Source organism: Candidatus Limnocylindrales bacterium (assembly GCA_035626395.1).
Classification (GTDB): domain Bacteria; phylum Desulfobacterota; class Binatia; order UBA1149; family CAITLU01; genus DASPNH01.
Genome location: DASPNR010000031.1, coordinates 639,656 through 659,631, shown reverse-complemented (window position 1 = coordinate 659,631; position 19,976 = coordinate 639,656). Strand labels below are relative to the sequence as shown.

Here is a 19,976-nt window from a genome sequence, read left to right as displayed (position 1 = left end):
ACGGTCATGACTCTTTCGCTCGGACAGAGGATCTCGCTCGGCATCTGCGTGCTCGTCATCGGGCTGCTCGGTGCGCTGCTTGCCATTTCCAACGTCTGGATCACGGGCGCCATCGTCGACCGCCTCGCCAAGGATCTGACTGCCGCCGACCAGACCGTCGCCGAAGTGTTCCGCCTGCGATCGCAGGAGCTGAGCGTGCAGACGCGCATGCTCGCCGGCGTTCCACAGATCCGCGCCGTCATCGATACTCCCGGACTCGATCACGCCACGGTCCTCGATGCCGCGCAGGATGCCCGGCAGATGGTGGGAAGCGATCTGCTGTTGCTCGTCGACGACCGCGGCAGGCTGCTCGCCAGCGCCACCGAGCCCCATCGTCACGGCACCAACGAGGCGGCAGCCGCCTCCGTGGCCACGGCGCTTTCCGGACAGGTGTTCGAAGGCATGCTGGTCACCGAGGCGGGTATCTACCAGGTCGTGGGCGCGCCGATCGCATTCGCCGATGAAAAGGTCGCGGGTGCGCTGGTGACGGGATTCGCCGTCGGCGATCAGCTTCTGTCGACGCTCGAGAAGATGACCAACGCCCATGTCGCCCTGTGGTCGTCGTCGGTGGTGCAGGTCTCCATGTCCGCGCGTCCGGTCTTCGGACAGCTCGCACCGAAGCTCGTCGGCACGCCCGGTGCCATGACGACCATCGATATCGAAGGCGGTCGATACCTGCTGCGCGTAGGCGAGATCGGCCAGACCGGCGTCTCCTATGCGCTGGCGCGCTCGCTGGATGCCGAGCTCGGATTCTACAAGGCGCTGCGCACGCGTCTTCTGGCCACGGGAGCCGCCGTTCTCGTGATCGCGCTGGCGTGGGGCCTGCTGTACGCGCGGCGCGTGGCGCGTCCGATCGCGTCCCTGGCCGCCAGCACGGCACGGCTGGCGGCCGGCGATCTGAGCACCCGCGTCGACGTGACTTCACGCGACGAAGTCGGCCAGCTCGCTGCCGCCTTCAATCGCATGGCGGGCGATCTCGAAGCTCGCATCGAAGAAGACCGCCAGCTCGCCGCCAGCCGCGTCGCCCTCAACGCCGAGCTCAAGCACGTCAATGAGGAGCTGAAGCGAAAGATCGAGGAACGGCGCCTGGCCGAAGAGGAGATCAAGCGTCTGAACGAGGACCTGGAGCGGCGCGTGTGCGAGCGCACGGCCGAGCTGGAAGCGGCCAATCGGCAACTCGAATCGTTCTCGTATTCGGTGTCGCACGATCTTCGCGGACCGCTGCGGCGCATCATCAGCTTCAGTCAGATCATGCACGAAGATGCTGCCGAGCGGCTGACCGATGCGGACCGCGATCTTCTCGAGCGCATCCGCAGCGGCGCTCTCGGCATGGACCGGATGATCGAGAACCTGCTCGAGTTCTCGCACGTCGGGCACGTCAAGCTGGAACGCCGCCCCATCGACCTTACCGCAATGGCGCACGCCATCACCGAGGAGCTGCGCGCCAGCGAGCCGCGCCGTCAGGTGCAGGTGCAGATCGCCCGCGACCTTCGCACCAGCGGCGACGAGACGCTGGTGCGCGTGGCACTGCAGAACCTGCTCTCCAACGCATGGAAGTTCACCGCGCGCTCGGGCCAGCCTCGCATCGAGGTCGGTGCCGAGGCCGGCAACGGAACCGGGCCCGAGTTCTACGTGCGGGACAACGGAGCCGGGTTCGACATGGAGGAGGCGCCCAAGCTGTTCCGCGTCTTCGAGCGGCTGCACTCGGCGCACGATTTTGGTGGCCACGGCATCGGCCTGGCTACCGTTCGGCGCATCATCGAGCATCACGGCGGCCAGATACGGGCCGAAGCGGCGCCGGGCGCGGGAGCGACCTTCCGCTTCACGCTCGGCACCTGATCGCGCACCGCGTCAGACGGGGAGGGAAGTGCGGATTGCAGCTCGTGACGATGGCACTGTCCCGTTCCCGCTGCTGACTCGACGGTCAAAAGCCATCGCTCCACGTTTGCCGTAGGTCTAAAATGAGCACGCCGATGCGGAACTCCACCCCAGCTTCCCCAGGCGCTCGCCATGGCGGTGCAGCCGCTGCCGTGACCGCCGACGGCGGGACACGAGCAGTTGCTTCGGACACGCCCATGCCGGGCGTTGCCGCCGCGTCCGAAAAACATGCCGCTCCGTCTCCGGATCACGATCCGGTAACGCGCGAAGCTCGGGCCGAGGCCGCCGGTGCCGAGTCCACGCCGCCCGCCGAGGCCGCCAGTGCCGAAGCCACGCCGCTCCAGGACAAACCGCGGCGGGACTACGCGGAGCTCGAGCGCTCGGAGCGCCGTTTCCGCTCGCTCATCGAGAACCTCAGCGACGTCGTCTACACGTTGGACGCCTTCGGCAACTTCACCTACATCAGCCCGGCCATCGAGCTCGTCTCCTCCTACACCGTCGAAGAGGTGATGGGGCAGGAGTTTCCGCGCTTCATCCATCCCGAGGACCTGCAGCTGCTGGCCGATGTCTTTGCCCGCAACATGAGCGGCGAGTCGGTGCAGGTGGAGTTCCGCGTCTTCGACAAGAACGGCGACATGCGCTGGGTGCACGCGTCCACGCGCCCGCACTACGAGGACGGGGTCATCATCGGAGCCGACGGCGTCTTCAGCGAGATCACCGAGCGCAAGCGCACGGAGCAGGCGCTGCATGAAAGCGAGACGCGCTACCGGCAACTCGTCGAGATGAGCCCTGACGGAATTGCCGTCCATACCGGCGGCGTGCTGGTGTTCGCCAACACCGCCGGCTGCCGGCTGCTCGGCGCCAGGGATGCCTCCGAGCTGATCGGGAGGCCGGTGCTGGACATGGTCCACCCCGACAGCCGCGTTCTGGTGGTCGAGCGCATGCGGCAGATGCTGCAGGAGGGACGGCCGGGCCCGCTGGTGGAGGAGAAGTTCGTCCGCCTGGACGGCACCGTGATCGACGTGGAAACCGCGGCGATGCCGATGATGTACGGAGGCAAGCCCGCCATCCAGGTCGTCGTGCGCGACATTACCGAGCGCAAGCGCGCGGCGGCACGCCTGCGGGAGAGCCAGGAGCGCTACCGCCAGCTCTTCGAGAACGCGCACGAGGTCATCTACGTGCACGATCTTGCCGGCAACTTCCTAGCCGGCAACCCCGCGGCGATCGCCGCCACCGGCTACACGATGGCCGAGCTGGCGCGCCTGAACATGGCCCAACTGCTGACGCCTCGGAGCCTCGCCAACGTCGCGAGCCTGATGTCGTCGCCGGAGCGCGTGCCCGACCGGCTCGAAGTCGAGCTCCGGCGAAAGGACGGCACCGACGTGCTGCTCGAGGTCAGCCCGCACGTCCTGCGGCGGGACGGCAAACCCACCGCGATCCAGGGAATCGCCCGTGACATCACCGAGCAGAGACGTGCGCAGGAGGAGATCCGCCGGCTCAACGAGGAGCTCGAGATGCGCGTGCGCGAGCGCACGGCCGAGCTGCAGGCCGCCAACCAGGAGCTGGAGGCGTTCAGCTACTCGGTGTCGCACGACCTGCGCGCACCGCTGCGCGTGATCGAAGGCTTCGCGCACGTCTTTCTCGAAGAGTATGGCGACGGGCTCGACGAGCAGGCGCGCTTCTACATCGACCGCGTGCACGCGACCTCGGCCCGCATGGGACAGCTCATCCAGGATCTGCTCGCGCTCGCGCGCGTGACGCGCAGCTCGATGCGCCGCGGGCCGGTCGACCTGGCGACGCTGGCACGCGGCGTGGCGGCCGAGCTGCGCCAGGGTCAGCCCGACCGCGACGTCGAGTTCATCATTCCGGACCAGGTTCGCGCCGAAGGCGACGCGTCGCTGCTGCGCATCGTGATGGAGAACCTGATCGGCAACGCGTGGAAGTACACGAGCAAGCACGCGTCGGCGCGCATCGAATTCGGCATCGACGACACCGGTGGCGAGCGAGCCTACTTCGTGCGCGACGATGGTGCGGGCTTCGACATGCGCTATGCCGACAAGCTGTTCGGCGCGTTCCAGCGCCTGCACGCGGTGGCCGAGTTCGAAGGCACCGGCATCGGCCTGGCAACGGTGCAGCGCATCGTGCAGCGCCACGGCGGCCGCGTCTGGGCCACCGGCGCTCCGGAGAAAGGAGCCACGTTCTATTTCACGCTCGGGACGTTGCGCTAGCGTCGTCGCAGGCGACGCCGTTCCTCGCACCGGCGTCGCCGACGCTGCCGAGCGGCGTGATCACCACCGACGGCCCCGCCGCGTCAGCGTCGCGGCGTCACCGCGCTAGCGCTGCAGGCGGGCCGCCTCCTCGGACAGGGAATCGCGGAAGTCGGGATGCGCGATGGCGGCCAGCGCCCGGGCGCGCTCGCCAACGGTCAGGCCGGCGATCTCGGCCGCGCCGTATTCGGTGACGATGATGTCGGCCTGATGGCGTGGTGTGGTCACGATGGCGCCTGCCGGGAAGCCGGCGACGATTCGCGAGATCATCGTGCCGCCCGCCGTGGCGGTCGACGGGAGGCAGACGATGGAATGGCCGCCCTCGGCCATGGAGGCTCCACTCACGAAGTCCTCGTGCCCGCCGATGCCGGAGAACTGCCGCCCCGCAATCGTGTCGGCACCGATCTGCCCCGCCAGATCCACCGCCAGCGCGCCGTTGATCGAAACCATGTTGCGATTGCGCCCGATGACGGCGGGATCGTTGACGAGGTGCACGGGCAGGAAGCGCACCTTCTCCTGCTCGTGCAGCCACGCGTGGAGCTCGGCGCTCCCGAGCGCGAACGTGCAGATCGAGTAGCCGTCGTACATTCCCTTGGCGTTCGTGACCTTGCCTTCCTGATACAGCTTCATCAGGCCGGTCGTGAACATCTCCGAATGGATGCCGAAGTTGCCGCACTTGCCGGCGGCAAGGATTGCGACGACGTCGCTCGGGATGCCGCCGATGCCGGTCTGCAGCGTGGCGCCGTCGACGACGAAGCGGCTGACGTGCTCGGCGATGGCGCGCGAGACGTCGTTCGAGGCCGCGTCGGCGAGGACCGGCGGCGCCGCCTCGCTTTCGACGATCACGTCCGCCTCCTCGACGCTGAGCGAGTGCGTGTGCTCGTCGCCGAGGCCGAACGTGCGCGGATAATGAGGATTCACCTCCACGATCAGCAGCCGATCCGGATCGGCCGCGGCGTTGTGCATCTCGGCCACGGTAGCGCCGGCGTGAAGCGACAGCGACATGTTGCCGCGCGCGTCCGGCGGCGCCGCCACGGTGACGACCACGCGCGACTTCAGCCGCCGCGCCACGTGCGCGTAGCGACGGAAGTCGGCCGGCACGAACTCGACGTGCATCCCCTGCTGGCGCAGCGACCGCTCGACGGGTCCGTAGAAGCCCGACAGCACCCGGACTCCGCTGCGCGTGAACAGCGGATAGGGCGCGAGCAGCAGCGCGGTGAAGATCTCGAGGTCCTCGTAGTCGTCGCGCTCGCCGAGTGCCTGCAGGAGCGCTGCCGGCTGCCCGGGCCCCAGCGGCACCGTGACGGTGTCGCGCGCCGCCACCATTGCGGCCGCTTCGGCCGCGCTTCGAACCTTGGACCGGTACGTCCGGTTCATCGTCACCCGATCCTGAGCGTGAAGCGGTCCATCGTCAGGCGCGCCGTCGGAATCGTCTGAAGATACGGCAGCACGCCGGCCGGACCGAGAATCTCGTCGACCACGCCGCGTTCGGCCCTCGCCAGCGCGGCGTAGCGCTGCGCGGTGCGGCGATGACGCCAGACGGAATAGGCGCTGGCGATGCGCTGCTCGGGTATTCCGAACACGCTCTGCTCGATGATCCCGATCACGCGCGAGGCCTCCTCGCCGGCAGGCTGGTTGCCGATGGCCTCGCTGACGAAGCTGCTCACCGCGATCTGCGCGGGCACGAAGACCGCGCCGATCTCGGCCAGCAACGGCGCCAGCGACTCGCGCACCTCGGGCGGCTTGGCCCACGGGGCCGGCGGCCCGGCGGCACTGACTTCGTGCAGCCACGCCATCACGTTCGGCGCCGTCTCGCGCACGATCCGCGCCGGCACCGGATCGCGCGCGAAGTGCGCGAACATCGGACCGTGAATCGCATAGTCGGCGACCGTGATGCAGTCGCCGAGGACGTAACGGCTGTGCGCGAAGTGCCGGTTGAGCAGCTCGAGGAAGTGGAGGAACCACTCCTCCATCGTCAGACGCGTCTTGTCGGTGACCCCGACGAATGCCAGCGCGCCGGCCATCTGCGCGGCCAGCTTGTTCGCGATCGGGCCGAAGACGGCCGCCCAGTCCTCCTCCACCCACGTCCGCTGCTCGGGGAAGCTCCAGCGGTAGTGCAGCGCCAGCGGCACGAGAACGTCGTCGCAGAAGTCCTGGATCACCTCGGCCACCATGCGCACCGCCGGATCCTCGGGAAAGATCGCCGGCGACGGATACAACTCTTCGATGCGCTCGAGCATGCGCGGGCTGTCCTGCAGGATCTCGCCGCCGTCGGTTTCGATCACCGGAATGAAGCGCACGCCGGTCTTGGGGGTGATGATCTCCTTCTGCACTTCGCGCGTCGGCCAGATCTCGGTGTGCTCGATCTTCTTGTACACGAGCGCCGGCCGGACCTTGCCCGAGAAGTAGGACATCGGAGCGGCATAGAACTTCCAGGGTATGCTCATGGCGCGTTAGTACCGCTCCCGCCCGCCCGTTGCGAGGCGGACGGCGAGGATGCCGGCGCCCGCCACCATCGACAGCCAGACGATCCAATCGCCCCACCGGACGTAGGGCGTGACGACGGTGGCCGGCCGGACGTCCTCGACCAGCGCGGCCGCACTCTGACGCGTGGGCAGGCGGGCCATGATGTCGCCGGTCGCGTCGATGACCGCCGATACGCCGGTGGTCGCCACACGAACCAGCGGCCGGTGCGTCTCGACTGCGCGAAGGCGCGTGGCCACGAAATGCTGCTCTGGCCCGGCGCCGGCATCGAACCACGAGTCGTTGGAGAGATTGACCAGCACCGTTGCACCATCGCGCACCAGTCGCCGCGCCAGCCGCGGATCGGCAGCCTCGAAGCACATCAGGGACCCGATGCGCTGGTCGAGCAGCGGGAACAGTGTTGGCTGGTCGCCCTGCGAGTAGGCGCCCTGCCACGTGCTGCCGCCGAGCCAGCTCGCCCAATGCGGACGCGTTTCGGTGTACGGCATCAGTCGCATCTTGTCGGAAACCAGCGGCGCACTTCCGTCCATCGGAAAGAAGAATGCCGAGTTGAAGATGCGCGCCGAGCCGGCGGCAACCGTAGCGCTGCGCGAGCCGCCCGCGATGATGGCTGCATCCAGCGACACGGCCAGCGCGCGCAGGGCCTGCTCGCGCTCGGCGTTGGCGTCGAGGAGGAACGGCAGCGCGTTCTCGGGCCAGACGATCAGGTCGACATCCCACAGCTCGCCCGAGCGGCTCAGTCCGGCCAGATGCTCGACGTGCGCATCGGCGCTGGCCGGCTCCCAGAGCGCGCGGCCGCCCAGCGCCGGCTGCACCAGCCCGATGCGCAGCGGCACGTGCGCCGACGTCTCGCGTGCCAGCGTCTCCAGGCGCCACCATCCGTACACGCAGGGGCCGGCGACGATGGCCGCACAAAGCAGCAACGGCCACGCGCGCCGCTCCACCCACGCCGTTGCCGCGCACGCGGCGAACGCGGCGGCCAGCCACGTCAGCATCCAGACGCCGCCGAGATCCGCGACCTGTCGCACCAGGCGAAACGGCGCCAGAGCATCGCCGAGGATTCCCCACGGATTGCCGTAACCGATGGTCGCACGCATCCATTCGAACGCCGTCCAGATGCACGCAAAGCCGGCGATGCGGGTAGCGATGCCTGTCGTGGCCAGCAGGCGGATGCACGCGAACGCGCCCGCATACCAGAGCGCAATGCCCGAGCTCAGCAGCGGAACGGCCAGGGTGAATGCCACGCTGAACGGCGTGGAGCGTGCGAAGAAATCGCGCGCGGCGATGAAGCTCCAGTAGCCGACGATCGCGAGCGACGTCACGTAGCCGAACGCGAAGCCCGCCAGCAGCGCCGTGGGAAGCCCGAAGCGCACGCGCGGATCCATCAGCACCGCCGCCACGGGAGCCAGCGCCACCCACGCCAGCGCGTTCCCGTCGAATGGTGGGTAGGCTAGGGTGTAGGCCGCGCAAGTGAGAAGCGTCGCCACAAAAACGGTGCCGTGGCCGGAGGACGACGAGAAGCCCACGGGTCCGCCCTTAGAGGTCGTCGGTGGCGATGACAAGGGGCGACGCACGGGCTTTCGCAGCCGCGCCGCGATCGTCCAGCTCGTCGTCGCCGCGGCCGCGGCGGTGATCGTCGCCATCTGCGGCATCTCCTCCATCCAGCGAATCGGCGCGCCGTATCCGGGCTTCTTCGTCTGGGAGAATCTGTTCGTGCCGGCGGTGGGACTGCCGAGCTGGCCCGGCGCCGCCTCGGGCCTGGAGTATCACTCATGGCTGCTTGCCGCCGATGGCCGGCCGCTGCGCACCAGCGCCGACCTGGACGCCATCCTGGCGACGAAACGAGTCGGCGAGACAGTCGCCTACGAGGCCGAGCGCGGCGGCGAGCGCTACGTGGTGCGCGTGCCGGTCTCCGCGTTCGGGTTCGAGTCCTGGGCCGTCAGCACGGGCGTGTACTTCTTCGATTCGGTCGTGCTGCTGCTGCTGGCGGTCGCGATGCTGTACCTGAAGCCGGGCGACCCTGCACCGATGGCGGTGTTCTATTTCGCCGTGGCGCAGGCGCTCTACCTGGCGACATCGATCGACCTCTTCGGTCCGTACCGTTTTCGCGTCGCCTATTTCTTCTTCGCCGGGCTGACTCCGACGGCGACGCTGTACATGCTCAGCCGCTTTCCCGTCGAGCGAAAGCGCGGACGCGGTGTGGACCTGGCGCTCCTGGTCGCGCTGGCGGGCTCGGTGACCTACGGCGCGCTCTCCAACCTTGCCTTCTTCCGCAATCCCTCGCTGCTGCTGGCGCTGGACCGCATCGTCCACGTCGCGATGGCCGGCAGCGCGCTGGCCGCGTTCGCGTTCTTTGCGTGGCACTTCTTCACCGCGCGCAGCGAAGCCGTGCGCCAGCGGACGCTGGTGGTGATGCTCGGCAGTATCGGCGCGTTCCTGCCGACGATGGTGTTCCTGATCGCCTTCTACTCGGGTGCGCTATCGCTGCCTTTCAACTTCCTGGCCATCCCGTTCGTGCTGTTCCCGCTCGGCATCGGCTACGCCGTGGCGCGCCACGACCTGTTCGACGTCGATACGGTCATCAAGCGCACCATCGTCTATGCCACGCTGAGCGTGCTGGTCTTCGGCAGCTACTCGCTGATCATCGGGCTGTTCGACTACTTCTTCGAGAATGCCACGCCCGTGGCGTCGCGCATCGCCGAGGGCATCCTGATCGTGGCTCTGGTGCTGGTGACCAACCCGAGCCGGCAGCGGTTGCAGGAGGTGGTCAACCGCCTCTACGACCGCCGGCGCTACGAGTACCGCGATGTCGTTCGCGCGACCGCGCGGGCCTTCACGCGCATCCTGGAGCTGGACCGCCTGGTGCCGGCGGTGCTCGAGCTGATCGACACGACATTGCAGCCGGAATTCGCGCGCATCTACACGATGACCGGCCCGGTGCCGCGGCTGCGCGGCGAGCTGGTGCATCCGCCGGGGCAGAGCGCGGCGATGCGAACGCCGCAGGGCGAGGGCGTCGAGGAGAAGCTCGAGCCGATGGCCGCGCTCGTGTGCCGTGCGGAGGGCGTGCTGGATGCGCGGCGGCCGTCTTCCAAGGATGCGCGGGAGCAGGCCGCCGCAACGGCGATGACGGCGATCGGCGCCGACCTGGCCGCAGGAATGACTCTCGAAGGCCGCGCGGTGGGATTCCTGCTGGTCGGCCCCAAACGCTCGGGCGGCGCTCACCGGCGCGACGAGGTCGACCTGCTTCGCACCATCGCCGACCAGCTCGCGGTGGCCCTGCACAACGCCGAAGCGTTTCGCACCATCGATGCAATGGCGCGCGACCTCGAGGGCAAGAACGTCGAACTCGGACGCGCGCTCGAGGAGCTGCGCTCGGCGCAGGACGAGCTCGTGGTCAAGGAGCGACTCGCCGCCGTCGGCGAGCTGGCCAGCGCAGTGGCGCACACGATCCGAAATCCGCTGGCCGGCATGCGGGCGTCGGCGCAGCAGGCCGCGATCGAGCTGGCCGACCATCCGAGCACCGATCTGGTGGAGGCGTTCGTGCGCGAGACCGATCGTCTCAGCGCGCGCATCGATGCGCTGCTCAACTTCGCACGGCCGTTCCATCCCGAGCCGCGCCCGGTGGTCTTGGCCGAGCTGGCGCGCGAGGCCGTGGCGCAGACGCGAGGCAAGGCCGAAGCAAAGGGCCTCGTCGTGCACGTGGACGCCGCCGAAGATGCCGGCGCCGTACGCGTCGACCCCGCGCTGTTCGAGCAGCTCACGATCGAGCTCGTTGCGAATGCGATTGATGCCAGCCCGCGCGGCGGAGCGGTCGTGGTTGGCGTCGGCGTGGACGGGAGCGGGCAGCGTTGGGTCGAGGTGCGCGACGGCGGGCCGGGCATTCCGCAGGAGAAGGCCTCCGAGCTGTTCCGGATGTTTTTCACCACCAAGGCCAAGGGCACGGGAATCGGGCTGGCGACCGTGAAGAAGATTGCCGACGCGCACGGCGCTACCATCACCGTCGGCAGCGCGCGCGAAGGCGGCGCGTGCTTTCGGGTAACGCTACCGCCGGCCTCGCAGGCGCTGGCACTGGAGAGGCGCTAGCCGACGGCCGCTGCGGCCCGGGTTCATGAAGGTATCCGCACATGACACAGACGAATCATCCCGGAGTCGTCCTGCCGCCGCCCGCGCTCTACGCAGGAGCGTTGATCCTCGTTCTGCTGCTCCGGTGGCTGTGGCCGCTGGAGGTCTTTCCCGACCGTTTCGCATGGCCGTTGGGCATGACGGTGCTTCTCCTGGGCATCGCCTTCAACGCGTGGGGCGCCTATTCGATGATCAAAGCCAAGACGCCGATCAACCCATACCTCCCCACGAACACGATCGTTGCCACGGGAGCGTTCGGCGTCTCGCGAAATCCTCTCTACGTCAGTCTCGACACGATCTTCGTAGGGCTCTCGCTCATCCTGAACAGCTTGTGGGGCGTATTGATGCTTGTGCCGTTGCTCGTCGTCATGCACTACGGCGTCATCGTTCGCGAGGAGCGCTACCTCGAAGCTAGGTTCGGGGAGGCCTATCGTCAGTATTGCTCCAAGGTGCGGCGCTACCTATGAGAATGCTGCCCAACCACGCGCTCCGCGCCCGCCGCTCACGCATTCGTTCACTGACTGCCGACCCTACATCCGCGGGCCCGAGCGTACGCGTGCCGTTTGCCGGGCAGCCGTCCGGACGCATGCCTCGTATGACTGTGCACGCGCTCTGCGGCCCTGCTGCAGGCGCCACGACAAGGGAGCCAACCCATGACCGGAACCATCGAAGGCGGCTGTCTGTGCGGAGAGGTCCGGTACCGTATCCAAGGCGAGCCGGTGATCAGCACGACGTGCCAATGCCGCAGCTGCCGAAAGGCGTCGGCAGCGGCGATCGTGCCGTGGATACACGTGGAGGCCGCGAGCTTCTCCTTCTTCGCCGGCAAGCCGGTGGAGTTCCAGTCCTCCGCCGACGTCACGCGAACGTTCTGCGGGCGCTGCGGCACACCGCTAACCTACTGGACCACCAGGTACGGGCCCGCGATCGACGTCACCACCGCCAGCCTCGATGATCCCGAGCTGTTCCCGCCAATCGTCCACGTCTGGACGAGCCACAGATTGAAATGGCTCCAGCTTGCCGACGGGCTCCCATGCCTGCAGGAAGGTCCGCCATCGGAATGACCGGCCGGCGACCTGCGGTTCGTCCTCCATCGAGCGGCCGCAAGCTCGTCGGGCGATCAGGCTTCGTATTTCGCCAGCCGGTACCGGAACATGTCGCGCGACATGCCGAGCAGCCGTCCTGCCTCGGTCTTGCTGCCGCCGGCGTGAGCCAGCGCACGCTGCAGCAGCTCGCGCTCGAGCTCTTCGAACGGTATCGGCCCGCGGGAGAAATCGACGCGCAACGCACCTGCCGCCAGATCGACACTCGGCGAGCCACGGTCGGCCGCATCGCCATCTCGACGGGAAGCCTGCCACGAGGAATCGGCCCCTGCGGCCGCGCGGTTGCCTGCGGGCACGGCTGTTGCGCGGCCAGCAGCAGCCGCCGCTGTGGCGTTGCCGCCCGCCGGCAGCGCAAGGTCGGCCTCGTCGATGACATCCGCGGCGGCCAGCACCAGCGCGCGCTCGATCGTGTGGCTGAGCTCGCGGATGTTGCCGGGCCAGGTATGCCGCGCCAGCGCGCTTCGCGCCGCTTCGGTCAGCCGCGGGCGCGGCAGCGCATAGGCAGCAGCGTGCCGGTCCAGGAACACCTCGGCCAGCAGCGCAACGTCCTGCCCGCGCTCGCGCAGCGGCGGCAGGCGCACCTCCACGACGTGGATGCGGTGGTAGAGGTCCTGGCGAAAGCGTCCCTCCGCCACCGACTTTTCCAGGTCCATGTGCGTGGCGGTGACGAACGAGCATCGAACCGGCCGGTCGCGCGTGCTTCCCAGGCGCCGCACCACCCGTTCGTCGATGACCTTCAGAAGCTTGGCCTGCAGGCCCAGGCTCATGTGTCCGATCTCGTCGAAGAACATCGTGCCGGCTTCGGCAGCCTCGAGGAGCCCCGGCTTGGCAGCCACTGCGCCGGTGAAGGCGCCGCGCTCGTAACCGAACAGCTCGGCCTCCAGCAGGTCCTCGGGGATGGCCGTGCAGTTGACCTCGATCAATGGCGCCTCGCGGCGGATCGATGCGCGATGGATGGCGCGGGCGACCAGGCCCTTGCCCGTCCCGGTTTCGCCGCTCAGCAGCACGGTCGGCCCCACGCCGCCCTCGCGCTGCAGGCCCGCGACGCGCTGGATGAGCGCACGCAGACGTTCGACCGCAGGCGAGCCTCCCAGAATGCCTTCGACCTCGCCGTCGGCCAGATGACGCGTGCGGTAGTATTCGAGCTCGCGGCGCAGGCCCTCGCCGCGCAGGCAGCGCTCGACGACGAGCTGCAGCTCGCCGAGGTCGACGGGCTTTCGCAGGTAGTCGGCAGCGCCATCGCGCATGGCGGCGACGGCATCTTCGACCGTGCCGTGCGCCGTGATGAGCACGACGGGAATCTCGGGATGCTCGGCCTTGACCGTGCGCAGCAGGTCGTGACCCGTGCGTCCGGGGAGGCGATGGTCGGTCAGGATCAGGTCGGGCGGGCCTTCGGCGATCAACGCGAGGGCGTCCTCGGCGCTCTCGGCCGTGCGCGTGACGTGACCCCGTCCGCGCAGATTTCGCGCCAGAGTCATCCGCAGCACTTCTTCGTCCTCGACAATGAGAAGGTCGGCCATAGATGATCCTGGTCTCGCCAACGGTGACGAAGCGGCATGGCTCTGCAAACTCGGGAAGCCTCGGCCGGGGCATCTGCCGCGCCGCGGGTGAAGTCGCGCGCGGCGAACGGGTCAGCACCCGCGCGGTCGCACCTGTGGGCCGCACACGTTGGAAAAGTCTTTGGCTTCCAGCGCTGCCAACGCCGTGAACGACTCCCGCGCCGGCACGTCTCCTGCAAGCAATTAGCGTGGCAAGAATGATCGCACTCCGTCATCCCGTCGCGGCCGACGTCGCGCGCCCGGCCGCGGCGACCTCGGCAGCACCAGCCTGCCACGTGCGGGGGTCCTGCCGACGCGCGAGCATGACAGCCGTGGCGGTCGCAATGGCCATCCTCTTCTGCGCCGCGCCCGCCCGAGCCGGCTCCACCGATCCCGTCCTGCTCATCGGCGACGCCGTCGTTCGCGGCGGCGCGGCCGCCGGACTGCTCGAGCTCACCGGCACGTGGGCGTTCGACGATGTGCTCCAGGTGTCGTTCCCGCTCAACGTCGTCGTCAGCCAGGGGACGACGTTCGCGCGCTATCCTGCCGGAGGCACCGCGCGCTCGGGCAGCTACGCCGGCCTCGGCGACGGTCTTGCCGCCAACGAGATCACGGCGCTGGAGAGCGCCGGCAGCGCGGATGCGGCTGCCGCCATCACGCACATCGACGCTCATACGATGAAGCTGGCGCTGCCGCCCGTGTTCGATCCCGGCCCGGTGCGAGTCGTGCTCTACGTGCGGCTGCCGGGCGAAGGCAGCTTCCTCAGCAATCACGTGACGCCGCAGGTGGCGGAGTCGGCGCCATGAGCGGCCACGCGATCCGCGCATCGGTCGCCGCCATCGCGGCCGTGATTCTCGGCGCGTCGCCGTCGCCGTCGCAGCAGGTGGTGAGCGGCGATCCCGTCAACCCGGCCACAGGCCAGGCCTGGTCCATCATGCCCGATGTGGCTCTGGTCGATGCGGGCGAAGACGAAGACTTCGGCACGAGCGACGACAGCATCAACACCGCCGTCACCGGCGACATCGACATCGTCGCACGCTTCGGCAGCCACACCGGTGCGGCAGTGCCATCGCCGGATACGGCGCCGCTTGCCACCGTCGTCGCCGGCGGCGGCAGCACGGGGCAAGGCGCCGAGGCGCCGTTCACGGTGCTCGTAACCAACGGCACCGGCACCACCGTGCTGACGTCGCCCGACATGGACCTGCGCCCGATCGCGATCTACGCCTTCGCCGACCTCGACGGCGACGGCGTCGTGGGCGCGCACGACGGCGACGGATCCTCCGACAACGAGGTGGAGCGCCAGGAAGCGCTTGCGCACGTGGGCCGGCAGACGGGCAGCTTCGAAGGCGGCCGCTTCTCCTCGACCCTCGGCTTGCACATTGGCGCGCCCGCCAGCATCGGCGGCAACGTCGTCTCGCTGGTTGCCGGTGCCTTTGCCGGCAACGATCCCGAACAGATCTTCACGAATGGGCCCATGCTGCTGACACGCTGGCCCTTCTTCCCGCCCACCGATCCCAAGCGCCTCCTCGGCGGCGGCGAGGCACCGGCGCCCGATCCCGATCTTCCCAGCGAGATCGAGTTCGAGCTGGATCACATCTGGCTGCCCGCCCCGCAGCATCCGCAGCTCGGCACGCCGTTCGCGATCGATACCGACGGCAGCGAGCCGACTACGGACCAGATCCGGGTCGTCAGTGGTCCCGCACACACGGCACGGCTGTTCACGACCGTCACGCCGTCGGCATGGCGAGCGCGCTCGCGCTCGCGTCTGCGCGTGGCGCCGCAGCAAGATGGGAGCGGCCGTCAGCTGGTCATGCCGGCTGACCGCATCGTGCTTCCCGCCGACGGGACGGCATCCACGCGCACGTTGCGTCTGATGCCCGCCGACCTGCTCGGCAACGTCGCCGACGTTTCCTCGTCGATGACGGTGACGCTGGTCGCGTCCGGGAACGTCGCCCTTACGGCTCCCGACGTCGACGGCGACACCAGCACCGAAAGCCTCGTCCTGAGCAGCGCTGCGGGCGCCGCCGTCACGATCGACGATACCGGCGGCGCAGGCAGCGGCAGCGTCCACGTGTTCGTCGGCAACAAGCTGGTGCACAGCACCGTCGTCGGCGTTGGTCCCCTCGATTACGATGGCGACTCGGTCTCCGACGACGGCAGCGCCAGCGGAACCGCCCTGGACAAGCCGTGCGATGCCGGCGCCTCGGCTTGCGACGACAATTGCCCACAGATCATCAATCCCTCCCAGATCGATGGCAACGGCGACGGCGCAGGCGACTGCTGCGACGGCACCTGCCTCGAAGATCCGCTCGGCACCGCCTGCGACGAATGCGCATCCCCGGCGCCGCCTGCGCTCGAAGGCATCGCGCGAGCTCGCATCGCCGCTGCCATGCTCTCGCCTTCGCGCCCCGACACCCTTGCGCTCAAGGTCTTCTTCAACCTCGCGCCTGCGTCGGTGCTGTCACCCGACACCGAGACGGTGTCGGTGACGTTGGCGCAGATGGATGGCGGCTTCGGCGCCGTCCTGGCCTCCGCCTTCGAGCGGCTGGCAAAGCCCAGGCCCGCCTACGCCTACGATGACGCCGCCGGCAGTGTGGACGGCGTGATGAAGGCGCAGATCAAGAACGTGCGCGGCAACACCTGGCGCATGACCCTGCGTGCGGGCGGCGCCGATCTGGTCTCGCTCGTCGACGGCACTGCGCTGCTCGAGATCGCCATCGGCGATGACGCCTTTGCCGCTCCCCTGCTGTGCCGCGTCCTCGCATCGCGCGTCCGTTGCGAGCTCTGAACGCGCCGGGCGTGCATCGGCCTCGCGGCGCGCCAGCTCGTCGACAAACCCTCTCCCACCGCCGGCGTTCCGAAGCTCGGCCACGACCCGGCGCTGAGCGACACGCGCTGGGCGAGCCCGCGCGCGATGTCACCCGCTGCCGCCGGCCGCGGTCGGGTGTGCCCTGAAAGCCACGCGATCTCCACGGTTTGCGGCGCCGAGCTCGGCGGCATCGGTCTTGCTCTTCCCGCTGCCATCACGCGCGGCGACCGTTGCCGCGTCAACGCAAGCAGGGCGCGCAGGACGCGCGCCGGGAGGTAATTGCAGTGCATCGTTTCATTCCGAAGACCGCGCTCGCATCGGCCGCAGCGGCCGTGCTCGCGCTGACCGCTGGCGCCGGCGTCGCCGCCGCCAGGTCGCAGAGCAGCGTGCGCGCCCTGTTCGAGAACACAGGGATCGACAGCGACGCCGTCGGCGCCATCCGCGCCATCTTCCGCCCGCACAAGTCCAAGCTGGCACTGCGCGTCGAGCGACTGGCGCCCGGTGAGTACCAGCTCATCGTCGGCGGCATCATCGAAGAGACGTTCACCGTCGAGGCGGACGGCCGCGGCGAGCTGCGCCTGCGCACCGGCGACGGCGCTGCGCTCGACTTCGACCCGCGTGGCAGAACGGTCGCGATCAGCGACGGCACCGACGTCGTGCTGAGCGGTACGTTCCCCGATCCTGCCGCCAGCGGCGGCGACGACGGCGAGGGCTCGCGCACCCGAATCCGCGTTTTCCTCGCGCCAACCGAGCTCTCCGCCGGCGGCAGCGCGCGCGCAGACTTCGAGCTGCGCGACGATCGCAGGAAGTTCAAGGTCGAGCTCGAGAACGTGCCCTCCGGCACCTACGACCTGTTCGTCGGTGACATCCAGCGCGGCACGATCACGGTCGGCGCGCTCGGCGAAGCGCAGATCGAGTTCGCCACCAACGACGACGACGGCGACGAGCTGCCGCTGACCTTCGACCCACGCGGTCAGCTCATCGAGGTGGCGCAGGGCGGCGCGGTGCTCTTCAGCGGGACGCTGGAGACGACGTCGCAGGGCGTCGACGTCTGCGAGGAACGCGACACGCGGGTGCCGCTGCCTTCCACTGGCGCCGATCCCGACGGCGACGCCGAGGTACGCTACCGCGTCGACGACGACTGCGACCGCCATTTCGACGTCGAGATCGAGGACGTGCCGCTCGGAATCTATGACCTGGTCGTCGACGGCGTCGTCGCCGGTCAGATCACCGTCGTCGACGCCGACAAGGGTCCCGAGGGCGAGATTGAGTTCGAGTCGGGCGACGACGATGACGACGACCTGCCGCTGGCCATCGACCCGGTGGGCAAGCTGATCGAGGTCGTGCAGGGCGATACGGTCTTCTTTTCGGGTGTCTTCGACGGCACGACCACCACTCCGGGCACCTGCGAGGAGACGGACGTGCAGATCGAAATGGAAGCCGAGAACGTTGCCGACGACGGCGAGGGCGAGGTCCGCTTCCGCATCGACGAGGACTGCGACGCCGACCTGAAGGTGCAGATCGACGACGTCCCTGCCGGCGCCTACGAGCTTCGGGTGGGCGGCGTTGTGCGCGGCACCATCAACGTCTCGGGCGACGAAGGCGAGATCGAGTTCGACAACGATCCCGACGAAGCCGGCGAGCTGCCGATGAGCTTCGACGCCGCCGGACAGACCGTCGAGGTGCGCCGCAGCGGCGCCCTCTGGTTCCACGCCCAGCTTCCGTAACAGCCTGGGGTCAGGTCTTGCATTCGGGCAGCCGCTCGAGTGCCGGGCCTGACCCCGCCCTGCCCCTCTGCTACGGTGCCGGCCATGCCGGCGATGTCCTTCGGAGAGTTCTACCTCCACTACGACGCGCCGGAATCCGGGCGCTACCGCGCACCGATCCTCGTCCTGGCCGGGCTCTTCCAATCCTTCGGCTGCTGGCGGCCGGTCACCTCGATGCTCGCGCACCGCGGCTGGGAGGTCTACTGCCTGACTCGCGTCATGCCCGACCGTGAAGGCGATCCGCGCATCCTGGACGACTCATGGGAAGGAGCGCGCGCTCGCATCGCGCAGGTCGCCGCGCGACTGGATTCGCCGCTCGTCCTCTTCGGTTCCGATGCCGGCGCGGCCCTGAGCCTGAGCGTATGCGGCGAGCTTCCGGTGCTGGCGCTGGCGATGTTCTCGCCGAGCGAGCCTGCCGCGCTGGCGGCCGCGCATCACAAGACGCTCGGCCTGCGCCAGCGCCTCCTGGGGCGAGGCGGCGCCGGTGCGGATGCCACCGTGGCACCGCAGCCGCAGCTGGTCGGCGAGAAGGTGGAGCCTTCCGACATCCTCGAGGAGCCTGCGGGTTTCGTGGACGCGTTGGCCGGCACCAGCTTCGCGCGGCCGGAGAAGCATCCGCCGGCGCTCGTCTTCGTTTCCGAGAACGATCCGCTGGTCCCGCACGATCAGGCGATGCAGTTCGTGCGCGAGCCCTACGCAAAGGCCTCGCGCATGCGCCTGAACGGCCGCTTCTGGCCGGTGACCGGCGGCGCCAATGTCGCCGACGAGGTGCACCGCTTCCTCATCCTGACGCTCGGCGACCGCGTGGTCGATTTTCCCGATGAGATTCTCGACGACTGAAAGGCGACCGCGGATGCTCGACAGAGGGACTCAGGCAAGAAGCCTGGCGAGCCGGCTGCGCTCGCGACGTTCGAGCCCGGCGCTGGCCAGCCGCTCGAAGTACTCGGCGACGATGCGCCGGTGCATCGTGGCCACGTGCTCGCGCCCGCGCTCGATCTGATCGCGTGACGTTCCGCCGCCCGTCAGGATGACGAGCGGCTCCAGCAGTTCGGGCGCCGCCGCTACGCCGAAGAGCGTGTGCTCGACTTCGTCGAGGTGCTCGTGCAGGAGCCCGGCCTTTGCGGGATTGCGCCGCAGGTAGTAGCGCGCGTGCCCGGTGGCATAGGCAAGCTGGCGTGCCGTGTCCTGCATGCACAGACGGAACATCTTCGCATCGACGTCGCTGGCAGCGGCGGCGCTGCGCTGCACGCCGAGCACCAGGCTGTTGAGCATCACGTTCACGGTCAGCGAGCCGGCCGGATACGTCTCCGCCGAGACCATCTCCTTGAGCGCCTGCTCGATGACGGCGCTGGCGCGACCGAGGCCGCCGATGGTCAGTGCGCGTTTGCGCAGCACCTCGACGTGCCGCGCCTGGTCGATCATCTGCGCGCACAGGTAGCTCTTCAGCTCGAGGAGCTCCTGGTTGATCCAGAAGACCCAGCGGCCCGGGAACTCGAGAATGGCCAGAGCGATCTCCTCCATCGCGGTGCACAGCTGGCGCATCGCCTTGATCTGCTCGGGCGACTTCAACGCCGTCTTGGCCGCTTCCCAGTCGATGTCGACAGCCGGCGCCCATCGTCGCGCCTTCGACTCCTCGTACAGCGCGGCGCAGTTGTCGGACCATACCTCCGACTTCCGGTTGATGGTGTAGCCGAGATCGGGAAGGTCCGGCACCAGCACCGACCCGCGCGCCGCCATCGAGTAGTTGTGGCGAATGTTCTCCGGGATCGCGTCCCAGCCGTAGCGGCCCACGTTGCAGTCGTCGTAGGTCAGCCCGCGCTGCCATTGCGCGGGCGCAACGCGCACGCGCTCGGTGGCGACGTGGAACCAGCCGAAGTCGAGGATGCCCTGCGACAGCCGCTGGTTGGCCACCATCGTCTCTTCGTCTTCGAAGAAGTACTTGTCGGCGTAGTAGGCCATGGCAGTCCCGTCGG

General features: G+C 68.8%; 14 protein-coding genes. 9 read left to right on the top strand and 5 right to left on the bottom strand.

Annotated features, from left to right (window positions below; translation table 11 throughout):
- Positions 1–6 precede the first annotated feature (6 nt).
- Entirely contained in the window at positions 7–1,878 is a 1,872-nt protein-coding gene (locus tag VEC57_14335) for an ATP-binding protein (GenBank protein HYC00311.1), read from the top strand.
- Positions 1,879–2,114: 236 nt separating this feature from the next.
- Complete coding sequence (locus tag VEC57_14330; protein ID HYC00310.1) at positions 2,115–4,145, top strand: PAS domain S-box protein; 2,031 nt, start codon at positions 2,115–2,117, stop codon at positions 4,143–4,145.
- Between the two features lie 105 nt (positions 4,146–4,250).
- On the opposite strand, the gene VEC57_14325 is transcribed toward VEC57_14330, so the two are convergent.
- From VEC57_14325 to lnt, 3 genes are read right to left on the bottom strand one after another with little or no spacing between them, the layout of a single operon-like run.
- Positions 4,251–5,561: an acetyl-CoA hydrolase/transferase C-terminal domain-containing protein gene (locus VEC57_14325; protein ID HYC00309.1), complete on the bottom strand. Its 1,311-nt coding sequence runs from the start codon at positions 5,559–5,561 to the stop codon at positions 4,251–4,253.
- Between the two features lie 2 nt (positions 5,562–5,563).
- Positions 5,564–6,631: a glutathione S-transferase family protein gene (locus VEC57_14320; protein HYC00308.1), complete on the bottom strand. Its 1,068-nt coding sequence runs from the start codon at positions 6,629–6,631 to the stop codon at positions 5,564–5,566.
- 6 nt (positions 6,632–6,637) lie between these two features.
- Positions 6,638–8,155, bottom strand: coding sequence for an apolipoprotein N-acyltransferase (lnt, locus tag VEC57_14315; GenBank protein ID HYC00307.1), 1,518 nt, complete (start codon positions 8,153–8,155; stop codon positions 6,638–6,640).
- Between the two features lie 7 nt (positions 8,156–8,162).
- Here lnt and VEC57_14310 point away from each other — a divergent pair, with 7 nt between their 5' ends.
- The 3 genes from VEC57_14310 (at position 8,163) to VEC57_14300 (ending at position 11,851) form a co-directional block, all read left to right on the top strand.
- Positions 8,163–10,751, top strand: coding sequence for an ATP-binding protein (locus tag VEC57_14310; GenBank protein ID HYC00306.1), 2,589 nt, complete (start codon positions 8,163–8,165; stop codon positions 10,749–10,751).
- Positions 10,752–10,792: 41 nt separating this feature from the next.
- A complete protein-coding gene (locus tag VEC57_14305) occupies positions 10,793–11,257 on the top strand; it encodes an isoprenylcysteine carboxylmethyltransferase family protein (protein ID HYC00305.1) in 465 nt (154 codons plus the stop codon).
- 186 nt (positions 11,258–11,443) lie between these two features.
- Positions 11,444–11,851, top strand: coding sequence for a GFA family protein (locus tag VEC57_14300; protein ID HYC00304.1), 408 nt, complete (start codon positions 11,444–11,446; stop codon positions 11,849–11,851).
- A 56-nt stretch (positions 11,852–11,907) separates the two neighbouring features.
- Here the strand turns inward: VEC57_14300 and VEC57_14295 are convergent, their stop codons facing one another.
- A complete protein-coding gene (locus VEC57_14295; GenBank protein ID HYC00303.1) occupies positions 11,908–13,410 on the bottom strand; it encodes a sigma-54 dependent transcriptional regulator in 1,503 nt (500 codons plus the stop codon).
- Positions 13,411–13,751: 341 nt separating this feature from the next.
- On the opposite strand from VEC57_14295, the gene VEC57_14290 reads away from it, so the two are divergent.
- The 4 genes from VEC57_14290 to VEC57_14275 all read left to right on the top strand — a co-directional run bounded on the left by VEC57_14290 (position 13,752) and on the right by VEC57_14275 (position 18,843).
- A complete protein-coding gene (locus VEC57_14290) occupies positions 13,752–14,234 on the top strand; it encodes a hypothetical protein (GenBank protein HYC00302.1) in 483 nt (160 codons plus the stop codon).
- Positions 14,231–16,216 (top strand): hypothetical protein, encoded by a 1,986-nt coding sequence (locus VEC57_14285; GenBank protein ID HYC00301.1) that lies wholly within the window; start codon positions 14,231–14,233, stop codon positions 16,214–16,216. The genes VEC57_14290 and VEC57_14285 overlap by 4 nt, the downstream gene beginning before the upstream one ends.
- Positions 16,217–16,521: 305 nt before the next feature.
- Positions 16,522–17,964 (top strand): hypothetical protein, encoded by a 1,443-nt coding sequence (locus VEC57_14280; protein ID HYC00300.1) that lies wholly within the window; start codon positions 16,522–16,524, stop codon positions 17,962–17,964.
- 84 nt (positions 17,965–18,048) lie between these two features.
- Entirely contained in the window at positions 18,049–18,843 is a 795-nt protein-coding gene (locus VEC57_14275) for a hypothetical protein (GenBank protein HYC00299.1), read from the top strand.
- A gap of 30 nt (positions 18,844–18,873) precedes the next feature.
- Here the strand turns inward: VEC57_14275 and VEC57_14270 are convergent, their stop codons facing one another.
- Positions 18,874–19,962 (bottom strand): hypothetical protein, encoded by a 1,089-nt coding sequence (locus VEC57_14270; GenBank protein HYC00298.1) that lies wholly within the window; start codon positions 19,960–19,962, stop codon positions 18,874–18,876.
- Positions 19,963–19,976 lie beyond the last annotated feature (14 nt).